Genomic DNA, 21624 nt, shown 5'->3' with positions numbered 1-21624 from the left:
CTCGCCCCAAACGGGGCTAAAAGCGTGGACTACTTGGAGTAGTCGTAGAAGCCACGGCCGGACTTGCGACCGAAGTGACCCGCCTCAACCATGCGCTTGAGCAGCGGAGGTGCCGCGTAAGTCGGCTCCTTGTACTCATCGAACATGGCATCGGCAATGAACTTGATGGTGTCCAGACCAACCATGTCGGCCAGAGTCAGCGGACCCATCGGGTGCGCACAGCCATTGACCATTCCGGCATCGATGTCTTCTGCAGTAGCAATGCCGTCCTGCAGCATGCGAATAGCGCCGAGGATGTACGGAACCAGCAGGGCGTTAACAATGAAGCCCGAGCGATCCTTAGCGCGAATGACGGTCTTGCCCAGCGCCTCGGAAGCGTACTCGTACGCACGCTCCGACTGAACATCACCGGTCGTCAGAGTAACGACATGCTCTACCAGAGGCAGAACCGGAACCGGGTTGAAGAAGTGCAGACCCATGACGCGCTCCGGGCGCTTGGTAGCTGCAGCAATGGACTGAATCGGCAGCGAGGAGGTGTTGGAAGCCAGGATGGCATCTTCTGACTCAACAATTTCATCGAGCTGCGAGAATACGCTGGCCTTTACTTCTGGGTTCTCCACGATGGCCTCGATGACCAGCTCACGGTCAGCGAAGTCTTCCAGCTTGGTGGTGAAGCTAATACGCCCCAGAATCTCATCACGTGCAGACTGCTCTAGCTTGCCACGGGAAACGGCCTTATCCAGCGACTTTTCAATACGGGCGCGACCGGACTCAAGGAACTCCTCCTTGGCCTCCCAGACCTTGACATCGCTACCGGCCTTCGCACAGACCTCAATAATTCCGGAGCCCATCTGACCGGCGCCGACGATACCTACTCGCGAGATACTATTTGCCATTGGCGTGTTTTCCTACCTTCTACTCTGGGTTATTAGCCAGCATTGTGCTTCATCCGAGTGCGCATTCGCTTGACGACGATCACAGCGCACTGGCTTTATTTACACGCTACTCACTTCTCCGGTTCCCCGGGCACGCTTTGCAGGACTTTTTACTTGAATTTCCCCCCCCACGAGCTTTGGGCAGCGGCTAGTACTGCATACGTTTTTCCAGCGCCTGCTGAATATCTTCCAGCTGCTGCTGAGAAGAGCGTGCCAACTCTTGCAGGTCGTTTCCGCCATGCTTTTCCAGCTCTTCCCACTGTCCGAGCATCTTATCCAGGCTGCCTTCCATCAACGTCAGATAAGCCATATCTGCGTGTGGCCCCTCCTCGTTCTCGAGGCGAGTCATGGTGGCGGTGTCGAGCTTGGTCTCCGACGGATCAACATCGACGCCGAGAGTCTTGACTAGCTGCGCTTCCTCTTCAGCAAAGATTGGCTCCGCCTGCTGCGCAATCTTTCGAGTCTCTTCCGAGACCGATTCCTTTGCAATTAGTGTCTGCGATGCTTTCTTCAGCGCCGCAGTATCTGCCGCCAGCTGAGCCAAGTTATCCCGAATGGCGGCAGTGGAGGCAACAGCACTCTGCTCCTGGCTTGACTGATTTTGGCTACCCTCCAGGGCTGCCTCATCGCTATCCCCACAAGCACTGAGACCAACGACGAGAGCAGAGGCCAGCACAGCGGAGCCAATACGCAGGCCACGCCCAATCAGAAAATAGGTGTCACTGCTGGAAGCGGCTGCGCTATCGCGAATGGTGTCTGAGGACATTAGTCGACCTGCAGCTCGCCCATGCGATCCCAGTCCTGCTTATCTGGCAGTACCTGCGAGACAATCTTCGGGGTCTCAGCGAGCAGCGGCTTCATCGCCTCCAGGCCCTTGGCGAAGTGCTCGGAATTGACGTGGGCTTCACCAGCGTCATCATCGAATGCCTCGACGAGGATGTACTGGTTGGGGTCTTCTACGCTGCGGGACCATTCAAACCACTTGTTGCCAGCCTCTGCGCGGGTGGCAGCGGTGAACTCAGCGACGTGGTCCATCCATTCGTCGGCAAATTCCGGCTTAACTTGGTAATTCACAACGATAAAAATCATGTCGCCCACTGTAGGCGCGTCCAAGCAGAATTGCACCCTTCGACGAATAGAGTTTCGCTGAGAATTTTTCTTACGCTGACCTCAGGTGACAGTTATATTGGTTTGTATGATGAACACTCCGCTCATTCTCACCTACCAAGATAAGACCCCACGCATTCATTCCAGCGCCTGGATTGCGCCCGGCGCGGTCATTATCGGTGATGTCGAAATCGGTGCGGATAGCTCCGTGTTCTACGGTTCTGTTCTCCGAGGAGACGTCGCACCAATCCGCATCGGCCAGCGCACCAATATTCAGGACAACTCCACAGTCCATGTCGACCGAGGCGTGCCCACGATTCTCGGCGATGATGTCACCGTCGGACACATGGCCTTGGTCCACGGCACCACGGTTGAAAATGGTTGCCTCATCGGCATGAAGTCCACCCTGCTTTCGCGTTCCCGTATCGGCGCTGGCAGCCTCATTGCTGCAGGTGCCGTGGTGTTGGAAGATCAGATTATCGACCCCAGGTCGCTGGCTGCAGGCGTTCCCGCCAAGGTGCGTCGTGAACTCTCCGCCGAGGAAGCAGAGGGCTTCATCGCCCATGCAGGGCGTTATGTGGAAACAGCGTCCAACCACCGCCACCTCCGCGAGGTCGACCTGGATATGGTGACTTTTAACTAGGCGGCTGCCGAGGCGCCTAGCTAAGCGGCTAGGCGGATTGTTTGACGGTCAGCGTCGCAGCACTACACCACTGTCGCGCCCGCCGCGGCCAGTTCCGCTAGTGCAGCCTTGCCGCGCTCCGGGTCCACCGCCGCGACCTGATTGCTCAGAACACGAACGGAAAAGCCCTCATTGAGGCCATCGAGCACTGTGGCCCGCACACAGTGGTCAGTCGCAACACCCACCACATCGATTTCTTCGATGTCAGAGGCGCGGAGAGCGTCGGCAAGCGAAACGCCAGCCTCCGTTGTTCCCTCGAAACCGGAGTAGGCGGCGGCGTACTCCCCTTTTGTGACATCGATACGCACAGCAGCGGGGTTGAGCTGCTCAAAAAACGCGATGGCGCGCTGCATACCGGGGTGAATTTCCGCGCCCGGAGTACCTGCAACACAGTGTTTCGGCCAGGTATCGACAAAATCTGGGGTCTCAGAGAAATGCGTGCCTGGGTCGATGTGATTGTCACGGGTGGTCGCAAGAACCGAGTACTTGTTAGCCGTGCCCGCAACATGCAGATATGTAGCGGTGTACGCTGCCTCAGCACCGTCGACGGCAAGTGCGCCACCCGCGGAAAAATCATTCTGAGCGTCGACGACTACCAGTGCCATGCGAGGACGAGCCGGGCGCTGCTGTTCCTCGGAGTGAGCATCATTGCTGGTGTCTGCCCCGGTGCCAGCGTTGTCCGAGTTGTCCGCATTGACCTGTCGGTAGATTTCGGAGAAGGAAGCGTTCATGGCCTATATCTTGCCACGTGCCCACGTTCAGAGGAGCACGTGAACTATCGACCGGACCTCGACGCCCTACCGACAACACAGAGTCAATCCGGGAAAGCGGTTAAAATTGCTCCGGTAATTCTTTGATACGACGACGGCTCCTGGTCGCGTCCTCCAATACGGGAGGTTTTTATGGCAGGCGGACTTGTCGCGCTGCTTGACGACGTTGCCACGATTGCACGTGCTGCAGCGGCCACAACAGACGATATTGCGGCTGCGGCCGGCAAAGCTAGCGCTAAAGCCGCCGGTGTTGTGGTTGACGACGCTGCGGTGACACCTAAATTCGTCGAGGGTGTCTCGCCGAAACGCGAGCTGCCGATTATTTGGCGTATCGCCAAGGGCTCCTTGGTCAATAAAATTGTCATTATTCTGCCGATTGCATTGCTGCTAAGTCAGTTTCTGCCCTGGGCGCTGACGCCGATTTTGATGCTCGGTGGCTCCTACCTGTGCTTTGAGGGCATGGAAAAGGTCTGGGAGAAGATTAAGCACCGAATCTCTCCCGATCAGACTGAGCAGGAGCGGATGGAGGCGGCGACTAACCGCACACCTCAGAATGAAGATTCGCTGGTGAAGTCTGCAATTTTCACAGACTTGATTCTCTCTGCGGAAATCATGGTGATTTCTCTCAATGAGGTCGCTGATCAGCCGCTGCTCAATCGCGCGCTGATTCTTATTGTGGTGGCACTCATCATCACGCTTGCGGTCTACGGCGTGGTGGGCCTCTTGGTCAAGATTGATGACATTGGCCTGCACCTGCAGTCCAAGAAGTCAACCGGTATCAGCAAGTTTGGTGCTGCGCTGGTCAAAGCCATGCCAATCGTTCTGAACACGATCGGCATTATCGGCACGTTTGCCATGTTGTGGGTCGGTGGACACATCATGGTGGTCGGCCTCGACGAGCTGGGCTGGCATCTCCCCTACCAGCTGGTCCACAACCTTGAGCAGCAGTTTACCGGCGGCTTCCTCGGCTGGTTGGCCAACACCACCGGCTCACTGATCTTCGGCACCATCTGGGGCGCAATCATTGTGGCGATTGTCGCCGTGCTGCCATTCGGCCACGGCAAGCACAACAAGTCTGACGCTTAGGAGTACGTGACCTCGCCGTCGACGTAGACCCAACGTCGCGCACGACGAACAAAACGGGAACGCTCGTGCATCGTGCCGACACCGTCATGGTCATGAAAAGCCGCTTCAAATTCCACGATGCCTTCGCGGTCATCCTCGCCGCCATCGACAGCGTTGATGATGGTGAGTCCTTCCCATTCCACACCGTCATCGACATTGATAACTTCCGGGCGGTAGCGCGGATGCCACGTCCGCCAGATGTAATCCGCCTCGTGGGCAGCGTAAGCGCTGTACCTCGCTGCCATCAGCTCAGCTGCGGTCACCGCCTCCCGCTCACCGCGGTGCAGCGGGCCACAGCACTGCCCGTAGAGTCCCCCACCACACGGGCACAAATCGGAATCAGTAACGCGGGCGCGAGCGAAAAATGCGTTCCCGCTTCCTGCTCTAGCACCGTTTCCTGCTACCAATCCAGACTCCGTTACAGCACTATTTTCTCTTACCTGCCGACCCATAATCGCCAGCCCCTCCCCAATCTCGCACGTGGTACTAAACACGTCCTAACAACGTCTTTACATACCTACCAATTGGCCCGCAGCACCGCTAGTCGGCTTAGCCCCGAGAGGCTTGACGACGGCTACCGCGTCGCCCTCGGCATTCCTTCCGCAAAGCCCGCAGCGGATTGAATTCCCACCACTGCCCGCTCAGCGAACTGCTCGATGGTGGCCGAACCCGCGTATGTGAACGAAGAACGTACGCCCGAGATAATGCGATCGATCTGGTCCTCCACGCCTTCGCGGCCTGGCTCCAGGTAGATTTTCGCAGTCGAGATGCCCTCTTCGAACATCTCGCGCCGGGCCTTCTCAAAGGCCTCTACCTGTGCATTTCGGCTCTCCACCGCACGGTGTGAAGCCATGCCAAAGGACTCCTTGAACATGCGCCCGTCGACGTCCTTTTGGACATCACCTGGGGACTCGAAGGTACCGGCAAACCACGAACCAATCATCACGTTGGACGCACCCGCAGCCAACGCAAGCGCAACATCGCGAGGGTCCTTCACTCCACCAACAGCCCAGACATGCACGCCGCATTCACGGGCAGCTGCAGCGCATTCGAGCACGGCAGAAAACTGTGGACGCCCAACTCCGGTCTGCATTCGGGTTGTGCACATCGCACCCGGACCGACGCCGACCTTAATAATGTCGGCTCCCGCCTCCGCTAGGTCGCGAACACCATTGGCGGTCACGACATTGCCAGCGGCAATTGGCACAGGTGGGTTGAGCGCGCGGACTCGTCGTAAAGCACGGAGCATCGATTCCTGATGACCGTGGGCGGTATCGACAACGAGCACGTCGGCACCTGCGTCGAGCAGTGTCTTCGCGCGCCCTTCAACATCACCGTTGATGCCAAGCGCCGCACCGACGCGCAGCTTGCCCTCAGCGTCGACAGCGGGCTTGTAAAGCGTCGCACGCAGCGCGCCCTTACGCGTGAGAATACCCACCAGCGCGCCATCGGCGTCCACCACTGGAGCGAGTTTGCGCCCGGAAGCAGTGAGCTGGTCGAAAGCGTCACGGGGCTCAATATCGGCCGGAAGCGTAAATAGCGAAGTGGACATGAGCGTCCCCACCTGCGCAAAGTTGTCAACGCCCGCCAGATCACGGCCGGTAATCAGACCAACCGGTTTGTTGTCTTCCACCACCACTGCCGCACCGTGCGCGCGCTTCGGCAGAAGATGGCGCGCATACCCCGCGGTGTGGTGAGGCTTGACGACGATTGGAGTGTCGAAAACCAGCCCAGCGGACTTGACCTTGCGGATGGTCTCAGCAGCAATGTCAGCTGGGACGTCCTGCGGCAGGATGGCAATTCCGCCTCGGCGAGCGGTGGTTTCGGCCATCCGGCGACCGGAGATGGCCGTCATATTGGAGACGACAATCGGAATGGTTGTGCCGGTGCCATCATCGGTGGCTAAATCGACACCCATGCGAGAGCCGACGGATGACTTTGACGGCACCATGAAGACATCGCTGTAGGTCAACTCGTAGGGCGCGGACTGATTGTTGAGGAATTTCACACACCCCAGGATATGCCGATTTTTCCGGCGCGCACGGTGAGAGTGCACAGAGGTGAGCATCAGTGGCTGACCTCGCCTGGTGTAGGTTCGAACGGGACTCCATTGACTCAACCGGGATTTTTCAGCCCAGGAAAGATGCTTAGCAGAATCTGATGAAAACGCCGATCAAAGATTACTTGTCCGAAATCGTCGAATCCGTCCGCCCCGATGAGTCTGGCGAGGTAGCGGACTATATTCCCACCCTTGCCCAAGCTAATCCCGACCGCCTGGCACTTGCTATGACCACCGTGTCAGGTCGCACCTACGCCACGGGCGACACCGATACTGAATTCACCATTCAGTCGATGTCCAAGCCCTTCGCTTATGCCGCAGCCATCACCGAGCACGGCACAGACAAAATCGACAGCATTGTGGGCACCGAACCTTCCGGTGAGGCTTTCAACGAGCTGTCGCTGGAGCAGGGCACGCACCGACCAAAGAATCCGATGATTAATGTCGGTGCACTGACCATCAACCAGTTCGTATGCCAGCCAGGTGCCAACTGGAAGACTCGCACCAAGCACATGGTGGAGCTTCTCTCAACTTTGGCTGGCCGTAAGCTCCGCGTTGACTACGATGCCTATGAATGCGAAATGGACACTGCCCATCGAAACATGTCCATCGCACATATGCTGGCAGCTTACGGTTTCATCGAAACCACGCCCCACGATGCTGTCCGCGGCTACACCGCACAGTGCTCCGTGCTGGTCAACACTCGCGATGTCGCCATGATGACCGCAGTGTTGGCCAACGGTGGCGTTAACCCGGTCACCAATCAGACTGTGCTCGGCCGCTCGGTTGTTCGCAGAGTCTTGTCCGTGATGGCTATTGCCGGCATGTATGACGAGGCCGGTGAATGGTTTACCGAGGTCGGGATTCCCGCCAAGAGCGGTGTCGCCGGCGGCTTGCTGGGAGCGCTGCCTGGACAGGCGGGTCTTGCAGCCTTTTCGCCGCGATTGAACGACCACGGCAACAGCGTCCGCAGCATTGCCATCTTCCGGAAGCTCTCCGAAGATTTGGGTCTTCATCTCATGGATGCCGATGCGATTGGTTCGCGTGCGCTGCGCGGTACGCGCGTCAGCAATGGCCGCTCGATCATCGAGATTCAGGGCCCAGTCAACTTCACTGCGGCCGAGATCATTCTCAACAGGTTGGCGACTTCCACACCGTCGGAAAGCGAAGTTGTCTTCGACGTCAGCCGCGTTGGCATTGTCAACCCGGTGGGACGCACGTTGATTCTGGAAGCGATGCGACGTCTGAGCCATGACGGCAAGGAGATCTTGTTCTACGACCCGGAGGGCGTACTGCCGAACCCAGATATGGGCGAGGGGCTGCTGCCAGTCATCCTCCAGGATGCGCCGTAAACTACGCTAACCGAAATCCAATATGGTGACGTTCGGGTAGTCTTGAACGATCGTAACGCCCGAAAGGCAGCAGCGCGAGAACAACCGGAGGGATGTAAATGCAGGTCAGCGATGTGGCATTAGTCTTCGAGGGCGGAGGGACTCGCAATAGTTACACGGCACCTTTCGTCGAGCGGCTACTTCGCGAGAGCATCGATGTCGGCTGGGTCGGTGGCGTAAGCGCCGGCGCCTCTCACGTGGTCAATTACCTTTCCCGGGATATCCAGCGCTCTATAATTAGCTTCACTGACTTCATCGCACAGCCGAACAGCAGTGGCTGGCGCCCAATGTTGCGCGGACGCGGCTACTTCGATGCCGAGTACATCTACGAAGACGCGGGACTTCCCGACGGCGCCATGCCCCTGGATTACGAGACTTTTAAGAACAATCCAACTCCCTACCGGATTTCTGCTGTCCGAGCGGATACGGGCGAGACCATCAACTGGGGGCCAGACGATATCCCAGATCTACCTACGCTGATGAAGTACACTCGCGCCAGTTCGACGATTCCGGGTGTCATGCGTATGCCCTATATTGATGGCGTTCCGTTCGTCGACGGTGCACTGGGATCATCAGGTGGCATTCCCATTAATGCCGCCGAAGCAGATGGTTTCAAGAAGTTCCTCATCGTCCTGACTCGCCCGAAAGGATTCCGTCGCACCGCCCCTAAGCGCCCACAGCTACTGCGCCAGATTTTCCGCAGTAACCCGGTGGTGGCTGAGCTGCTTATCACTAGACACGAGCGCTACAACGCTTCTCTCGATTGGGCTGCTGAGCTTGAACGAAAAGGCCAAGCATATGTTTTCTACGCCAATAACATGAGCATCACAAAGGCGGAGCGGAGGCGGTCGAAGCTGCTGCACAACTACGAGCTCGGCCGGGCGCAAGCCGATGCCGAATGGCCAGCAATTCGAGAGTTCATGGGCTTATAACTCCCGCCACCTTTAGGAAGCTTTTCGTTCATTCCTCTTTACTGTGTACGTAACCTTGTGTTAACCTTTGCGTAGCGAACAACCTCGTTAGGTAAGGCTCCTATATCCACATAGGCCGCTGCCCTGCACTTTATCGAGAGTTTCGAAAGACTCTCGAAGCAAGGGTCCATCTCAAGTGGCCACCTTTAGTTACGGCATTACATTGCCAACACTCTTAGGCGGGGAGCCATAATTTTTCAATCAACAGAAATTCCCTCCTAGCAAAGGAGCTGGGATACCTGGAAAAGGATCCACAATGACACAGACACAGAACACCATCGCCAACTTCTTCAAGCCGAAGTCTTCAATCAGCCCGTACAGCCTCCTGCCTGACACCGTAAGCATGCACATGACGGATTCTTACATTGCGCTGCCGGAGGACATCACGGTCGGTGAGGCACTGAGCACCTACGCAGCCGAATTTGCTGGTCTCGATGACGATACCTGTGTCTTCCTCGTCGACGATGAAGGCTACCTGACCAGCGATATTACGCTGAAGGAACTCCGTGAGTACGCCGACCGCGATGCCTACATGAACACCGTCGGCGCCCCGGTGAAGGTCTTTGTCAAGCCCGAGGATCCAGCTGCAATCAGGGCTCGCCAGCTTATTGACGGGCCGCTCAGCGAGCTGCCCGTCGTCCGCAGCGGCAAGCTGGTAGGTGTCCTCACCGACCGCATCTCTGAGCGCATTCTTGGCAGGACAAAGGCAGCTAAGAAGTCAAAGAAGTCCAAGGGATTCTTCTCGCCGATTACCGCGTTTTTCGGCGCCGCCAATAACTAGGGCGACTAACTTGGGTAGACGACCCGAGTAACTCAATAGGCCAGCTAGCGTTTGCTAGCTGGCCTATTGTTGTTACCACACTGTTCTATCCCCACAGATGAGAGCCCTCAGGAGGCAACCGTGATACGAGACTGGATTCGGGTAGCCCTGGGCATGTTCGCGGTTGCGTTTGGAGCCAACCTCTTCGCACCACTCCTGCCCGCGTATCGAATAACCGATGCTCTCAACCAGTCCCAGGTCACCTTTCTCTTCGCCATCTACGTCGCAGGACTCATCCCCGCGCTACTCATCTGCGGCCCACTTTCCGACCGGCTCGGCCGTCGCGCCATCATCCGGCCTGCACTCATAACCTCTGCCGTTGGCTCAGCCGTCCTACTCACCGGCATCTGGTTCCACTTCCCATCACTTCTGGTAGGACGTCTTATCATCGGCATTTCGATGGGCATGGTAATGGCCGCCGGTGCCTCGTGGATCAAAGAAATTGCGCCCGTCGCACCTCAAATTTCTGCCCGGCGCGCAACCGTTGCACTCTCCGCCGGATTCTCCCTCGGCCCCCTGGCTTCCGGGTTGGTCGCAGAATTCACCCCGCGCCCTGATGTCATCCCCTATCTTGTTCATCTCGCACTGCTGCTTTTTATCGCACCAATAACATGGAACGCTTCCGGAGGACTTCCAAACGCAGCGCACAACGACTCTCCGCAACGGTTCTTCTCCTCCGCCACGCTTAGCCCGAGGTTCCTGTGGGCAGTCGCCGCTTGGGCACCGTGGGTCTTCGGCGCTGCGTGCACATCCTTCGTCGTCCTGCCAACAATCGCCGAATCCCGCTACCCCATCGCCTTCGCCGGGCTCATCGCCTGTATCACGATGGGCACCGGCGTTTTGGTGCAACCACTGGTCACTCGCATCAGTTCCAGCAGCTTTATCCCGCCAGCTATTTTCGGTCTTGGCTTAACGACGGTCGGAATGCTGCTCAGCCTCATCGTCGTACTCACCCAGAATGTGTGGAGCGTTTTCCCCGCTGCTCTGGCCCTCGGTGCTGCGTACGGCGTAATGATGGTCTCCGGCCTCCGCGAAGTGCAAATTATCGCACCGCCAGCCGAGCTGGGCGCTGCGACTGCTATCTACTATTCGCTGACCTATGTTGGTTTCTTCGCTCCTTTTGTTATTTCTTTCGCGGCACCGAAATTCGGTTTCGTGCCCGTTTTCATCTTCGGTGCGATTATTGCGTTGGTATCCACGTACCCCGTGGCAAAGGTTGCACAGTCTGCGGTGAGGTCCGACGGAGCGTCGTAAAGCAGACGCGACTGAAATTCTTGTTTTTGGGAAGCGTGCCGAGGCGAGCTCTTGTATTCTTTCTTTCACAAAATATTGGCTCCGGCTCAGGACATCTGAGCAGGTTGCATAGGTTGTTGAAATTCAGCTCGATGGAATGAGGAATCATGAAGCAGCGCAGCTCTGGAATGTGGAAGAAAATTGCGACAACCGTCGTCGCAGGTTGTACAAGCGCCGCCCTGCTCACCGCATGCGGCTCGGGGGAAGAAAGCAGCAATGCCGGTGGCGAGGCAGGCAAAGAGTCGACCAGCAAGATGACGAAGGCAGACGGGTCAGCTCCAGCTGCAGCCGAAGATCAGCTCCTGCTCACTAATGAAGTTCAAGGTGTGGACTTCTCCGGAAACAAAATCACCGGGTTCAAAGATGCCATGGAGATGTTTTCGGAAGACTCAATGAAATTTGAACCGGCCGAATGCGCCACTTTCACCAACTCAACTGAGGAATTGGAGAATGCTGCCGGTGCTTACACGGACATTAAGGAAGAGAACGTCGCTGTCAGCGTCTCAGTATTGAAGAACACTGATGCGTACCAGAAGTACGAAGACAGCCTCGAAAAGTGCTCCGACGTGACAGCTACGATGGATGCTTCCGACATTCTGAAAGACTCCATGGAAGGTCAGGAGATTTCTCCTGAGATGCAGGACATGTTTAATGACATGGACATGACGACCACAATGAAACTGCACCGAGAAAAGTGGGAGCCAAATCTTTCCGTCAAGCCAGCTGAATTCACTGCACACGAGACCAGTGCGAACATCAACGCCGGTGGCACGGATACTACGGCCACCAGCTACGACATTGTCGGCATCGTCAACGGCGTAATGGTAATGGTGTCCGCCGCCCCGACTCCGGATGCATCAGCTGGCAACATGGAAAACACGACGGATCCCATGCAGATTCCAGAGGCGACCCCAGAGTCCAAGGAAGCGGCAAAGAAGCGCGCCTTGGAGGTCTTCGATGCCCAGGCAAAGAAGATTATGGATGCCGCTTAGTTTTTCTTCTTAGGCTACTGTTTTCTGAAACCACAGTTTTTGTGAAGTAGCGGGGACGTAATCGCTGAGGCACAGCAGCACACAAGTACTGGAGTCTCCCTAGAACTCCGTTAATTCCTGCACTTTGGGACTCCAGAACGCAGCGCGTGGTGCACTAAGAGTTTTGAAGTGCGGGCTTGTTAGTTCATCAAGAGCCCGGACGTAACCGGGAACCATATCCCGCGGGATTCGCAGCCCCATAGTCAGGTGCGGAATCCAGCGGGAGCCGCGACCTTCAGGGTTAAGACGACTGATCTCGCGAGCAGCTTCTTCCAGCTCATCGCTTGTTTCTAATAACCATGCGACAGTCTGTTTACTCTTTGTCCCGAACACCACCGTTCCTACCCTGCGAAATTCCGCAGGCATCAGCGGTGGGAGAATTTCGGCTGCTCGTTGGATTACCTCCGGGCTCATGGTCGGTGCGAAAGTAACGGTGATGTGGGGCTTTTGATTCTGCTGCGGGAATCCACGCTCTGCCAGTTGCACAAAGATCTCTTTAATCTGCGCCTCTTGCTCAGGCAGAAGGTACATCAGGATGTTGTCGGGTGACACCATGTGACGTTTACTCCTCCCCTATTGCTGTCGGTCGACACGTTTGAAGCACTTTCCAAGGGCGCCGTTACTAAAGCTCCTCACCTAAGGCACTTAGGACCTTGCACCCCAGAGCATAGCGTAGGGATTTTCCACAATTTATAACCTACCTATAGACATTTCTAGCCTCTTATTATTTCTCCTGGTAATAACTACTTTTATTGGGATAATGGAGATGGATAAGCTTCCTGAAAGCTTTCTAGACCATCTTCAAAGACAGTGTGGAGTGACGGCCAATTCTCCGCACTGCACAAATACCGACACGGCTGGAAAGGTAAGTAAAGACATGGCACCGAAACCTAAAAAGATTACGCCCCCGAAGAATCAAAAGCTGGTGAAGAGCAAGGCAAGCTTCAACCGCGATGAGCTCGCGGATCTACTGGAGACGCTGGCAGCTCGCATCCGCGCCGGGGAAATGACTCTCGGCACTGGCGAGTCCGCGGTGACGATGACCATGCCGACATCGTTTAATACCACGATGGAAGTCGTCGATTCTCGAAAGCGTGCTGGCATCGAGCGCGAGCTGGAGCTGGAAATTGACTGGATGGTCGACGAGGCTGGCGAGCCCGTTGAAAAACCTGGACCAGCATCTGGCTTCGCAATCTCCTAGCGGGCTTGTTGCTGTCCGGTTTGTTCCGCGCAGCACAGTAACCTGCATCGAAGGCGGCGTTCCACTGTTTGTACTGGTCGCCGAAACAACTCACTACCGCTCGCCATTTCCGCAGGTCACAGTAAACAGACCTGAGTCGTTTTGGTCGGTTTTGCGTCCTTTGGCTGTCATTTACCGCTGCGGCACTGGCCGACAAGCAAGCCGTCGTCAAGCAACACCCAATTACACCCGTCAGGCACCCACGCCTCCCCACATCGCATGAGGTGACGCTAACCTAATTCAGGAAAATTCGCGACGAAGGGAACGCGCATGGCCAAGGGCAAGAAAGGCGACAAGGGCAAGAAGAAGGACGCCGCCAAAGCCAAGAAGAAGGCTGCGGCAACGACCTCGCTACGCCTGCCCGAATACTCGAAGGCCGAGGCCAAAGCCGCGAAAAAGCTCGCCGGCAAGGACCCCTTTAAACTGGCTGCGATGACGCCGAAGAAGAAGTGCTGCAAATCCGGCATCCGCTGCCTGCGCTGCCCCGTGGTGCTACACAAGCTCAATCGCGAGATCAAAAACGGCGAAGTCGACCATGCCGCCCTGCTGCTCGTCGCCGCGAAAGCCCGAATCCGGTAGCCGGTCCTCGGCCCCCCCCCAGCCCGCCGTCGGGCCCGTCCTATGAGCAGTGGTGTCGCGCACTGTATGGCACTGGTACCGATTCTCCCGGGCTGTCTGCTCTTCGGACACCGGCTCACACGCGTCACTCCAAGCACCGCGACAACGCTCCAGCGAACTCCCGCCAGGTCAGGAAGTTTTATTCCGTCGACATGAGGCCTCGGCCAGAACCGGGAATGCGGCCGTCGGAGGATGATACCTTGTGTATCCTTTGAGTGTCATTGAGCCCTGAAGGAGCAAGAAAGTAGCATGACCCGCCCCTCCTCCGCCGCCTCTACGGTGGGCTTCCAATCTCGTGCCCTGCGTTTCGCACCGCGCCGCTCGGACTGGTCCCGCGCGACGATTGGGCGCGACCTCTCGGCAGGCCTCATGGTGGCCCTCGTCGCACTCCCTCTCGCGCTCGGCTTCGGCGTTGCGTCCGGTGTCGGCGCGGCGGCCGGAATTACGACGGCCATCGTTGCGGGTATCCTGGCCGCGATCTTCGGCGGTAGTAACGTCCAAGTAAGCGGCCCGACCGGCGCAATGACCGTCGTGTTAATCCCCATCGTGGCCAACCATGGTGCCGATGGGGTTCTCGTCGTCGGCGTGCTGGCAGGGCTCATGCTGCTCGTACTGGCGTTCACCGGCGCTGGCCGCGCGATGAAGTACATGCCACTACCTGTCGTCGAAGGTTTCACCGCCGGTATTGCGTTAATCATCGGCTTACAACAGCTGCCTGCAGCACTTGGTGTTGACGTGGAGGGCGAGAAAGTCCTCGGGTTGGCGTGGGGCTCAATCAATGCTTGGTTAGATACTCCGGCATGGCAGGCGCCCGTGATGACCCTTGCAGTAGCGGCTGGAATCGTGCTTGCTGCGCGCGTCCGTAGTGGCTTCCCCGCGGCGCTAGTGTTGGTAGCTGCAGCAACGGCCATCAACATGCTGGCAGACAGCGGCCTGAAGACAATCGGCTACATCCCGTCGACATTGCCTGCTCCGCGCTGGCCAGAGATTCCGTGGGAGCACCTGGATTCCTTGCTGTTTGCAGCGGTCGCCGTCGCAGCTCTCGGTGCGCTGGAATCGTTGCTGTCTGCGACGGTTGCCGACGCAATGACTGTCGGCGACCGGCACGATCCCGACCGCGAACTCTTCGGGCAGGGCGTGGCCAACGTCGTCGCGCCCCTGTTCGGCGGGATTCCCGCAACCGCCGCGATTGCCCGAACTGCCGTCAACGTGCGTGCAGGCGCAGGCACACGCCTGGCAGCGGTGTTCCATTCGCTGCTCCTGCTCGTGGCCGTGCTCGTCGCGGCCCGGTGGGTGGGCGAGATTCCTCTCGCCGCGCTCGCCGGCGTGCTCATCGCCACTGCGATTCAGATGATCCACCCGCGGAACCTCCGCTCGGTGATACGCGCCACCAAGGGCGACGGGGCGACCCTGCTCATCACAGCTGCCGCCACCGTCGTGTTCGACCTTGTCGTCGCCGTACTCATCGGCCTTGTAATGGCGGGCTTCTTCGCACTGCGCGAGACCGCCCGCACTGCGGTGTTGGAAGCCGCCCCACTAGACGAGGGAGACCACCGCGACAAGGAACGCGAGCTCCTCGACGAGCACATCGCCGCCTTCCGTATGGAAGGCCCTCTCTTCTTTGGCGCAGCGCACGATTTCCTCCTCGAGCTCGCTGATGCCTCGTCGGTCAAGGTTGTCGTACTCCGCATGCGCTACGTCACGACGATCGATGCCACCGGCGCCCAGATGCTCGCCGACACAATCGGGCGCCTCGAACGCCGCGGTACCAGAGTCCTGCTCGCAGCCACGAAGCCCGAACATTTTCCGGTGTTGCGCGAACTCGGCGTATTCGACCAGCTTGCACACGAGAATCACGTCTTCGACAACACCCCTGACGCCATCGCCCACGCCCGACTGCATGCCTCACGCATTCAGCACGAAGAGTCTGATGGCACATCCGCAGCATCGCAGAGTCAATAGCTTGGCTGAGCCAGACAATGGTCACTCCGTCGCAGTCGACCCTGCAATCGTGGGTCCACGTCCCCATCGCGCGATGCTTGAAAAACCTTTACACGTTGCACTTAAACTCCACGACGTGTCGTTGCAAAGTCACCTTCTCATTCGTGAAGCCGATGTGGGTGTAACCGCTTGGCGCGTAGCATTGGCGACATGCGCATTTTCACCGTGGGCCACTCCAACCTCGAGTTCGAGGACTTCGCTGAAATGATCAAAGCTGCCGGTGTGGCATCCATCGTGGATGTGCGCAAGCTGCCCGGATCCAGGAAGTACCCGTGGTTCAACGGCGACTACCTTGCCGAACACCTTCCTACATGTGGCATCACTTACAGCAGAAGCGAGGGCCTCACCGGGCGGCGCAACGTGTCCCACTCGGTGCCGTTTGAGGTTAACGGCAACTGGCGTAACCGCAGCTTCCACAATTACGCCGACCATGCGCTGGGCGAGGAGTTCTCCGACGCAATCTCGCAGCTACGGGCGAACGCCGCGGAAACCCCCACCGCAATCATGTGCGCCGAGGCGGTGTGGTGGCGCTGCCACCGGCGTATCATCGCCGACCACCTCATCGCCCACGGTGACGAGGTTGGCCACATTATGGGTCTGGGTGCAGCCGGGGCGAAGGTGAGCGAGGCAACGCTCAACGACGGCGCAGTCATCGGCAACGATCTCCTCGTGCGCTACCCCGAGCGGGGCTAGCGCGTACACCAGAGGCCAGTGGGTGCGGAAACTCGGACTACGACCCAGTGAGCCACGGCATCCTCCTCGGCCTGACCTAAGGCGCGACTTACGCCTTGTATTCATGGAGCGCCCACCACCTTATGAGCAGCAGCATCGGAGGCACACCAGCGGATAGCACGCTCAAACGAGCTTTAGGTTAGGAAATCTGAACCGCGCAATCTAAGAAGAGCACCGGCAACCCCGGTAGTGTGCCCCAAAGCGTCGAATCGAAAAACGTACTACCGACTTGCCACGGCCCTAGACGTCGAGCTTGAACTCCACGGCATCTCGTTGCAAAGTTACCCCCTCTCGTTAACACCATCAAAAGGAGTGTTATCCAATGAAAGCGTTCGGCTTCTTAAGCTTCGGGCATTACGCCTTCGGCAGCTAGCGCGGGCCATCTGCAGAAAAGATCGCCAAGACTCATCTGGAGATCACCCAGGCTGCGGACGAAATCGGCGTGAACAACGCGTCCTTTCGTGTCCACCACTTCGCGCCGCAGGCCTCCGCCCCGATGCCGCTGCTGGGTGCTGTCGCGGCCACTACCAAACACATCGAGGTGGGCACCGGTGTCATCGACATGCGCTATGAAAACCCGCTCTACCTCGCCGAAGAGGCCGCGTCGCTGTACCAAATTTCCGGTGGCCGCGTGGCCCTGGGCATCTCGCGCGGCGCCCCCGAGGTGGCTGACCGCGGCTGGGAGGCCTTCGGCTACTGGGGTAAAGCGCCCAACGGCGCGGACGTGGCGCGAGCCCACCTCGAGGCGTTCATGGCTGCAGTGGACGGCAACGGATTCGCCACCGCCGCACCGCTGGACCGGCAGTACCCCAACATATTCCAACCCGGCTCCGCCCTGCCGGTCTTCCCCATGGCGCCCGAGCTGCGTAAGCATATTTTCTACGGCTCCGGCACCCACGCTTCTGCCGAGCAAACCGCCAAGGACGGGCTCAACCTGATGTCCTCCACCCTGGTCTCCGAGACCACCGCCGAGACTCTGGGCGAAATCCAGGCGGATCAGATCAGCCGCTATCGCGCCGCGTGGAAGAAGGCGGGCCACGATTGGACGCCGCGCGTGTCGGTGTCCCGCTCTATCTTCCCCATCGTCGACGGCGCGGACATGCAGTTGTTCGGCATGCAGGCCTCCGGCTCCGATCAGGTGGGCATGCTTCCCGACGTCGGCGCCTCCACCTTCGGCCGCACCTATGCCGCCGAGCCGGACAAACTCATTGAGCAGCTCAAAGCCGACGCCGCCGTCATGTCCGCCGACACCCTGCTCATCACCATCCCCACCGGGATGGCGTCGACGTCAACGTGAAGATCTTGGACAACTTCGCCACGCATGTCGCCCCCGCGTTGGGTTGGCAGCCGAATCACGAAGGCCCAGTTACCGGCTATCTCATCGACTAATTCCTGCAGTTCGCAAGCTCTTCGCTTCAATGTCAGTTCAGTGCGTGTTGAATAGTTCAGTAATTGCTGTATAGTTCAGTATATGCTGACTATTGCTTCACGCCTCGACGTCATGAACCGGCTCGGCCGGGCCATGGCGGATCCGACGCGCTCCAGAATCCTGATCACCCTACTCGACGGCCCGAGCTACCCGGCCGTGCTTTCGCGCGACCTGGACCTGACCCGCTCGAACGTCTCGAACCACCTGACCTGCTTGCGTGACTGCGGCATCGTCGTCGCCGAGCCGGAGGGCCGCAAGACACGCTACGAAATCGCCGATCCGCACCTCGCGACAGCGCTCAACGCACTAGTGAACGCGACGTTGGCTGTCGACGAAAACGCCCCGTGCATCGACCCTGAGTGCTCGGTGCCCGGCTGCGACGGAAAAGGAGCGGACGCATGAGTTCAGCATGTGGATGCGAACACGAACCAGCCACGGAGATCGAAGATCTCGATCGGCCATGGTGGAAGGACCCCGAGTTGCTACTGCCGATCTTCTCCGGCGTAGCCCTCTGCATAGGTCTGGCGCTGGACTGGTCCGGACTAGAGACACCCGCGACAGTTCTGTTCTGGATCGGCCTGCTGCTAGGGGCGTATACGTTCACGCCCGGCGCTATCCGGAACCTTGCCACGAAGCGCAAGCTCGGCATTGGTTTGCTGATGACGATCAGCGCGGTCGGCGCGGTAATCCTCGGTTACGTCGGAGAGGCGGCGGCGCTAGCGTTCCTGTACTCGATCGCCGAGGCACTGGAAGACAAGGCGATGGACCGGGCCCAGGGCGGACTGCGGGCACTGTTGAAATTGGTACCGCAGACCGCGACGGTGCTGCGCGACGGTACGACGGTCGAGGTCGCAGCGAAGGATCTCGTGGCTGGCGAGCTGATGCTCGTGCGCCCCGGAGAGCGGATCGCCACGGACGGCATCATTCGGTCTGGGCGCTCCAGCCTTGACACCTCAGCGATCACCGGAGAATCCATTCCGGAGGAGGTTGCGCCCGGCGACGAGGTGCCCGCGGGAGCAATCAACTCCGCCGGCGTGCTGGAGGTCGAGACGACCGCAGCTGGAACGGACAACTCGCTGACCACACTCGTGGACCTGGTCGAGCAGGCGCAGGCGGAAAAGGGCGACCGCGCCCGGATCGCCGACCGGATTGCCCAACCCCTAGTGCCCGGGGTGATGATCCTGGCGGTGCTGGTCGGCGTGATTGGCTCGCTGCTGGGCGACCCCGAGACGTGGATCACCCGCGCGTTGGTGGTCCTGGTCGCAGCATCGCCGTGTGCGCTGGCAATCTCGGTGCCGCTGACGGTCGTGGCCGCGATCGGCGCGGCCAGCCAGTTCGGCGTGGTCATCAAATCCGGCGCGGCGTTCGAGCGACTCGGCGGCATCCGCCACCTGGCGGTGGACAAGACCGGAACCCTTACCCGCAACCAGCCCGAGGTTACCGACGTGGTCCCGGCAGACGGATTCGATCGGGCTCAGGTGCTTGCTTTCGCGGCGGCAGTTGAGCAGCAATCGACGCACCCCCTCGCCGCTGCGATCGCGGCAGCGGGGCCCGAAGCGCCCGCTGCCTTGGACATCAGCGAGGAAGCCGGGCATGGCATCGGCGGCACCGTCGAAGGTCGACGGGTACTTGTGGGCAGTCCCCGGTGGATCGACGCCGGGCCACTGAAGGCAGACGTTGAGCGCATGGAGTCCGAGGGCCAGACCTGCGTCCTTGTCACCGTCGATGACGCTCTCGCCGGGGCGATCGGGGTCCGCGACGAGCTGCGGCCCGAGGTACCCGAAGCTGTGCAGACCCTGCACGCCAACGGCGTGGAAGTGAGCATGCTCACCGGCGATAACGCTCGCACCGCCCGGGCTCTGGCTGAAATCGCCCGAATCGACGATGTGCGCGCTGAGCTGCGCCCGGAGGACAAGGCAAGCATCGTCGCCGAGCTCTCCTCCAAGACGCCGACGGCGATGATTGGCGACGGCATCAACGACGCTCCTGCGCTGGCGGGCGCGACGGTGGGCATAGCAATGGGAGCGACCGGCTCTGATGCCGCAATCGAGTCCGCTGACGTCGCCTTCACCGGCCACGACCTCCGGTTGATCCCGCAGGCGCTGCAGCACGCCCGTCGAGGCAGCAGGATTATTAACCAGAACATCGTGCTGTCTCTGGCCATCATCATCGTGTTGATGCCGCTGGCGATCAGCGGCGTGCTGGGTCTGGCCGCCGTCGTATTGGTTCACGAGGTCGCTGAAGTTATCGTGATCTTGAACGGCCTGCGGGCTGCGCGAGCGAAGCGCTGAGGCGCACCTTCGCCCAGCGCGCTGGCTCTCCAGCGCGGATCTTTGAAGGATCGAGCTGCTCAGGGACCAAGCGTCGTCTCAAAACTTTTGATGCCGCGCTTCATCGACACGACCCGCGACTACCTAGGCAGCGTATTTAGCAAAAGGACCCGACACCTATCAGGGTTGCCGAACCGTCGCCGGTCCAGTTGCCGTAACCAACTAGATGGAGATTCTTCACCGCGGTTTCGCGGTCGCGCATGAGGTGGCGGAATGGGCCGAGGGCCGGACGGAAACCAGTGCACCAGATCAGATGGTCGTGGTCGAGCTCGCTCAAACTATCGAAGATGGGGGCAGCGGTGAGCTGGCCGGAATCGCGGAGCTCACGTAGATGAGGAAGCGCGAGAATGTCCCCGAGGTTCGGGCCGGAATCGCCACCGAGAATCCGGCGGCGGCTGCCCGCGTTAAACGTTGAATTTGAACTCGACCGAGTTTCAGTCGAAAGCTACCTGCCTTTTCGCACCATCAAGCGTGGTAAAATCCTCACCATGGAGCGCACGTATAAGTGGGAGCATGTCAAGACTCCCCTCATCCGGAACGAGGCCGCAGTTCATTTTTTAGGAGCCGGTTTGACCGCTTCCGGAGTGCAATACGGCGATGGATACAAGGCCACGTGGGAGCTGCGCGCCGCGGAGAACTGGGTGACCGAACGTGTGTCGGTGAACGTTGAAGGCGACGGATGGGGGCGAAGCCTCGAGCTGTTTAGGTCCGAGCAAGGCGTGTGGTCGGCGGAAACCAATGAAGAGGGCGCCCAGCCTGAAGATCTGCCCTCCCCCGGTATCGTCCAGTCAGCCGACCTGAAAGCCGCACTCGATTGCGATCTCGGTCTGTGCCCTCTCACCAACACAATGCCTATTCGTCGCTTGACGCTGCTTGAGACTCAGGTCCCGAAAACGCAGCTGATCATGGCTTGGATTGATATACCGTCCCTCCAGGTGATCGCATCAGACCAGTACTACAGCTCCGTCGATGCTGAAACTGTCCGATACAAAAGCGGAACACGGGGAGTCGACGTCGAGTTGGAGGTCGACGGTGACGGCGTGGTCGTACACTACCCTGATCTCGCACGGCGGGTCTGATCCGGAAACAA

At 59.0% G+C, this 21624-nt stretch carries 22 protein-coding genes and 2 pseudogenes; 16 read left to right on the top strand and 8 right to left on the bottom strand.

Annotation, left to right across the window (positions count from 1 at the left end; translation table 11 throughout):
• Positions 1–29: 29 nt before the first annotated feature.
• From HMPREF2878_RS07795 to HMPREF2878_RS07785, 3 genes are all read right to left on the bottom strand, one after another.
• Complete coding sequence (locus HMPREF2878_RS07795; RefSeq protein WP_016423138.1) at positions 30–896, bottom strand: 3-hydroxybutyryl-CoA dehydrogenase; 867 nt, start codon at positions 894–896, stop codon at positions 30–32.
• Positions 897–1083: 187 nt separating this feature from the next.
• Entirely contained in the window at positions 1084–1701 is a 618-nt protein-coding gene (locus HMPREF2878_RS07790; protein WP_070607100.1) for a hypothetical protein, read from the bottom strand.
• Positions 1701–2024 carry a putative quinol monooxygenase gene (locus HMPREF2878_RS07785; RefSeq protein ID WP_038629105.1) on the bottom strand — a complete coding sequence of 108 codons (324 nt, stop codon included), beginning with the start codon at positions 2022–2024 and terminating at the stop codon, positions 1701–1703. The genes HMPREF2878_RS07790 and HMPREF2878_RS07785 overlap by 1 nt, the downstream gene beginning before the upstream one ends.
• Before the next feature lie 106 nt (positions 2025–2130).
• Between HMPREF2878_RS07785 and HMPREF2878_RS07780 the strand changes: the two genes are divergently transcribed.
• A complete protein-coding gene (locus HMPREF2878_RS07780) occupies positions 2131–2685 on the top strand; it encodes a gamma carbonic anhydrase family protein (protein ID WP_005510604.1) in 555 nt (184 codons plus the stop codon).
• Between the two features lie 62 nt (positions 2686–2747).
• Here the strand turns inward: HMPREF2878_RS07780 and HMPREF2878_RS07775 are convergent, their stop codons facing one another.
• Entirely contained in the window at positions 2748–3455 is a 708-nt protein-coding gene (locus tag HMPREF2878_RS07775) for an isochorismatase family protein (RefSeq protein ID WP_070653219.1), read from the bottom strand.
• A gap of 171 nt (positions 3456–3626) precedes the next feature.
• Between HMPREF2878_RS07775 and HMPREF2878_RS07770 the strand changes: the two genes are divergently transcribed.
• On the top strand, positions 3627–4580 hold the full coding sequence (locus HMPREF2878_RS07770) for a DUF808 domain-containing protein (protein ID WP_070653217.1): 954 nt from the start codon (positions 3627–3629) through the stop codon (positions 4578–4580).
• Here the strand turns inward: HMPREF2878_RS07770 and HMPREF2878_RS07765 are convergent.
• Together HMPREF2878_RS07765 and HMPREF2878_RS07760 are read right to left on the bottom strand one after the other, a co-directional pair.
• Positions 4577–5026 (bottom strand): YchJ family protein, encoded by a 450-nt coding sequence (locus HMPREF2878_RS07765; RefSeq protein WP_088611608.1) that lies wholly within the window; start codon positions 5024–5026, stop codon positions 4577–4579. The two genes, HMPREF2878_RS07770 and HMPREF2878_RS07765, sit on opposite strands and share 4 nt — an antisense overlap.
• 167 nt (positions 5027–5193) lie before the next feature.
• Positions 5194–6627: a GuaB1 family IMP dehydrogenase-related protein gene (locus HMPREF2878_RS07760; RefSeq protein ID WP_070653214.1), complete on the bottom strand. Its 1434-nt coding sequence runs from the start codon at positions 6625–6627 to the stop codon at positions 5194–5196.
• 152 nt (positions 6628–6779) lie between these two features.
• Here HMPREF2878_RS07760 and HMPREF2878_RS07755 point away from each other — a divergent pair, with 152 nt between their 5' ends.
• From HMPREF2878_RS07755 to HMPREF2878_RS07735, 5 genes are all read left to right on the top strand, one after another.
• On the top strand, positions 6780–8030 hold the full coding sequence (locus HMPREF2878_RS07755; RefSeq protein WP_049189376.1) for a glutaminase: 1251 nt from the start codon (positions 6780–6782) through the stop codon (positions 8028–8030).
• 98 nt (positions 8031–8128) lie between these two features.
• Positions 8129–9001 (top strand): patatin-like phospholipase family protein, encoded by an 873-nt coding sequence (locus tag HMPREF2878_RS07750; RefSeq protein ID WP_049189375.1) that lies wholly within the window; start codon positions 8129–8131, stop codon positions 8999–9001.
• A 295-nt stretch (positions 9002–9296) separates the two neighbouring features.
• Positions 9297–9821 (top strand): CBS domain-containing protein, encoded by a 525-nt coding sequence (locus HMPREF2878_RS07745; RefSeq protein ID WP_049189374.1) that lies wholly within the window; start codon positions 9297–9299, stop codon positions 9819–9821.
• 51 nt (positions 9822–9872) lie between these two features.
• Positions 9873–11114, top strand: coding sequence for an MFS transporter (locus HMPREF2878_RS07740; protein WP_070653212.1), 1242 nt, complete (start codon positions 9873–9875; stop codon positions 11112–11114).
• A gap of 146 nt (positions 11115–11260) precedes the next feature.
• Positions 11261–12145 carry a hypothetical protein gene (locus tag HMPREF2878_RS07735; protein WP_070549903.1) on the top strand — a complete coding sequence of 295 codons (885 nt, stop codon included), beginning with the start codon at positions 11261–11263 and terminating at the stop codon, positions 12143–12145.
• A 99-nt stretch (positions 12146–12244) separates the two neighbouring features.
• On the opposite strand, the gene HMPREF2878_RS07730 is transcribed toward HMPREF2878_RS07735, so the two are convergent.
• Positions 12245–12739, bottom strand: a complete 495-nt coding sequence (locus HMPREF2878_RS07730) for a 2'-5' RNA ligase family protein (RefSeq protein ID WP_049189371.1) — start codon at positions 12737–12739, stop codon at positions 12245–12247.
• A gap of 322 nt (positions 12740–13061) precedes the next feature.
• Between HMPREF2878_RS07730 and HMPREF2878_RS11525 the strand changes: the two genes are divergently transcribed.
• Entirely contained in the window at positions 13062–13385 is a 324-nt protein-coding gene (locus HMPREF2878_RS11525) for an amphi-Trp domain-containing protein (RefSeq protein WP_049189370.1), read from the top strand.
• Positions 13386–13401: 16 nt separating this feature from the next.
• Here HMPREF2878_RS11525 and HMPREF2878_RS11520 read toward each other — a convergent pair.
• Positions 13402–13500: pseudogene (locus HMPREF2878_RS11520) on the bottom strand (YtoQ family protein); the annotation flags it as partial.
• Between the two features lie 194 nt (positions 13501–13694).
• Here HMPREF2878_RS11520 and HMPREF2878_RS07720 point away from each other — a divergent pair.
• The 8 genes and pseudogenes from HMPREF2878_RS07720 (at position 13695) to HMPREF2878_RS07690 (ending at position 21613) form a co-directional block, all read left to right on the top strand.
• On the top strand, positions 13695–14003 hold the full coding sequence (locus HMPREF2878_RS07720; RefSeq protein ID WP_005510705.1) for a hypothetical protein: 309 nt from the start codon (positions 13695–13697) through the stop codon (positions 14001–14003).
• Between the two features lie 288 nt (positions 14004–14291).
• Positions 14292–16004, top strand: coding sequence for a SulP family inorganic anion transporter (locus HMPREF2878_RS07715; protein ID WP_049189369.1), 1713 nt, complete (start codon positions 14292–14294; stop codon positions 16002–16004).
• 189 nt (positions 16005–16193) lie between these two features.
• Positions 16194–16736: a DUF488 domain-containing protein gene (locus tag HMPREF2878_RS07710; RefSeq protein WP_049171224.1), complete on the top strand. Its 543-nt coding sequence runs from the start codon at positions 16194–16196 to the stop codon at positions 16734–16736.
• Positions 16737–17097: 361 nt separating this feature from the next.
• Positions 17098–18164 (top strand): annotated as a pseudogene (locus HMPREF2878_RS07705) (LLM class flavin-dependent oxidoreductase).
• Positions 18165–18246: 82 nt separating this feature from the next.
• Positions 18247–18606, top strand: a complete 360-nt coding sequence (locus HMPREF2878_RS07700; protein ID WP_012359887.1) for a Cd(II)/Pb(II)-sensing metalloregulatory transcriptional regulator CmtR — start codon at positions 18247–18249, stop codon at positions 18604–18606.
• Positions 18603–20495: a heavy metal translocating P-type ATPase gene (locus HMPREF2878_RS07695; protein ID WP_049189368.1), complete on the top strand. Its 1893-nt coding sequence runs from the start codon at positions 18603–18605 to the stop codon at positions 20493–20495. The genes HMPREF2878_RS07700 and HMPREF2878_RS07695 overlap by 4 nt, the downstream gene beginning before the upstream one ends.
• 205 nt (positions 20496–20700) lie before the next feature.
• The gene (locus tag HMPREF2878_RS11315) at positions 20701–20865 is read left to right on the top strand and encodes a hypothetical protein (RefSeq protein WP_160310014.1); all 165 of its coding nucleotides are present in this window, start codon (positions 20701–20703) and stop codon (positions 20863–20865) included.
• 157 nt (positions 20866–21022) lie between these two features.
• Positions 21023–21613, top strand: coding sequence for a putative glycolipid-binding domain-containing protein (locus HMPREF2878_RS07690; protein ID WP_180950653.1), 591 nt, complete (start codon positions 21023–21025; stop codon positions 21611–21613).
• The last annotated feature ends 11 nt before the right edge of the window (positions 21614–21624 follow it).

Origin of the sequence: Corynebacterium sp. HMSC065H09 (assembly GCF_001812845.1) — a bacterium.
Classification (GTDB): domain Bacteria; phylum Actinomycetota; class Actinomycetes; order Mycobacteriales; family Mycobacteriaceae; genus Corynebacterium; species Corynebacterium jeikeium_D.
This window is presented reverse-complemented; position numbering and strand designations above follow the sequence as displayed.

Excerpts from the sequence above, each read along its gene's own strand:
- HMPREF2878_RS07795 (WP_016423138.1), bottom strand. The coding sequence starts at position 896 with ATGGCAAATAGTATCTCGCGAGTAGGTATCGTCGGCGCCGGTCAGATG.
- HMPREF2878_RS07790 (WP_070607100.1), bottom strand. The coding sequence starts at position 1,701 with ATGTCCTCAGACACCATTCGCGATAGCGCAGCCGCTTCCAGCAGTGAC.
- HMPREF2878_RS07785 (WP_038629105.1), bottom strand. The coding sequence starts at position 2,024 with ATGATTTTTATCGTTGTGAATTACCAAGTTAAGCCGGAATTTGCCGAC.
- HMPREF2878_RS07780 (WP_005510604.1), top strand. The coding sequence starts at position 2,131 with ATGATGAACACTCCGCTCATTCTCACCTACCAAGATAAGACCCCACGC.
- HMPREF2878_RS07775 (WP_070653219.1), bottom strand. The coding sequence starts at position 3,455 with ATGAACGCTTCCTTCTCCGAAATCTACCGACAGGTCAATGCGGACAAC.
- HMPREF2878_RS07770 (WP_070653217.1), top strand. The coding sequence starts at position 3,627 with ATGGCAGGCGGACTTGTCGCGCTGCTTGACGACGTTGCCACGATTGCA.
- HMPREF2878_RS07755 (WP_049189376.1), top strand. The coding sequence starts at position 6,780 with ATGAAAACGCCGATCAAAGATTACTTGTCCGAAATCGTCGAATCCGTC.
- HMPREF2878_RS07750 (WP_049189375.1), top strand. The coding sequence starts at position 8,129 with ATGCAGGTCAGCGATGTGGCATTAGTCTTCGAGGGCGGAGGGACTCGC.
- HMPREF2878_RS07745 (WP_049189374.1), top strand. The coding sequence starts at position 9,297 with ATGACACAGACACAGAACACCATCGCCAACTTCTTCAAGCCGAAGTCT.
- HMPREF2878_RS07735 (WP_070549903.1), top strand. The coding sequence starts at position 11,261 with ATGAAGCAGCGCAGCTCTGGAATGTGGAAGAAAATTGCGACAACCGTC.
- HMPREF2878_RS07730 (WP_049189371.1), bottom strand. The coding sequence starts at position 12,739 with ATGGTGTCACCCGACAACATCCTGATGTACCTTCTGCCTGAGCAAGAG.
- HMPREF2878_RS11525 (WP_049189370.1), top strand. The coding sequence starts at position 13,062 with ATGGCACCGAAACCTAAAAAGATTACGCCCCCGAAGAATCAAAAGCTG.
- HMPREF2878_RS07720 (WP_005510705.1), top strand. The coding sequence starts at position 13,695 with ATGGCCAAGGGCAAGAAAGGCGACAAGGGCAAGAAGAAGGACGCCGCC.
- HMPREF2878_RS07715 (WP_049189369.1), top strand. The coding sequence starts at position 14,292 with ATGACCCGCCCCTCCTCCGCCGCCTCTACGGTGGGCTTCCAATCTCGT.
- HMPREF2878_RS07710 (WP_049171224.1), top strand. The coding sequence starts at position 16,194 with ATGCGCATTTTCACCGTGGGCCACTCCAACCTCGAGTTCGAGGACTTC.
- HMPREF2878_RS07700 (WP_012359887.1), top strand. The coding sequence starts at position 18,247 with ATGCTGACTATTGCTTCACGCCTCGACGTCATGAACCGGCTCGGCCGG.
- HMPREF2878_RS07695 (WP_049189368.1), top strand. The coding sequence starts at position 18,603 with ATGAGTTCAGCATGTGGATGCGAACACGAACCAGCCACGGAGATCGAA.
- HMPREF2878_RS11315 (WP_160310014.1), top strand. The coding sequence starts at position 20,701 with ATGGAGATTCTTCACCGCGGTTTCGCGGTCGCGCATGAGGTGGCGGAA.
- HMPREF2878_RS07690 (WP_180950653.1), top strand. The coding sequence starts at position 21,023 with ATGGAGCGCACGTATAAGTGGGAGCATGTCAAGACTCCCCTCATCCGG.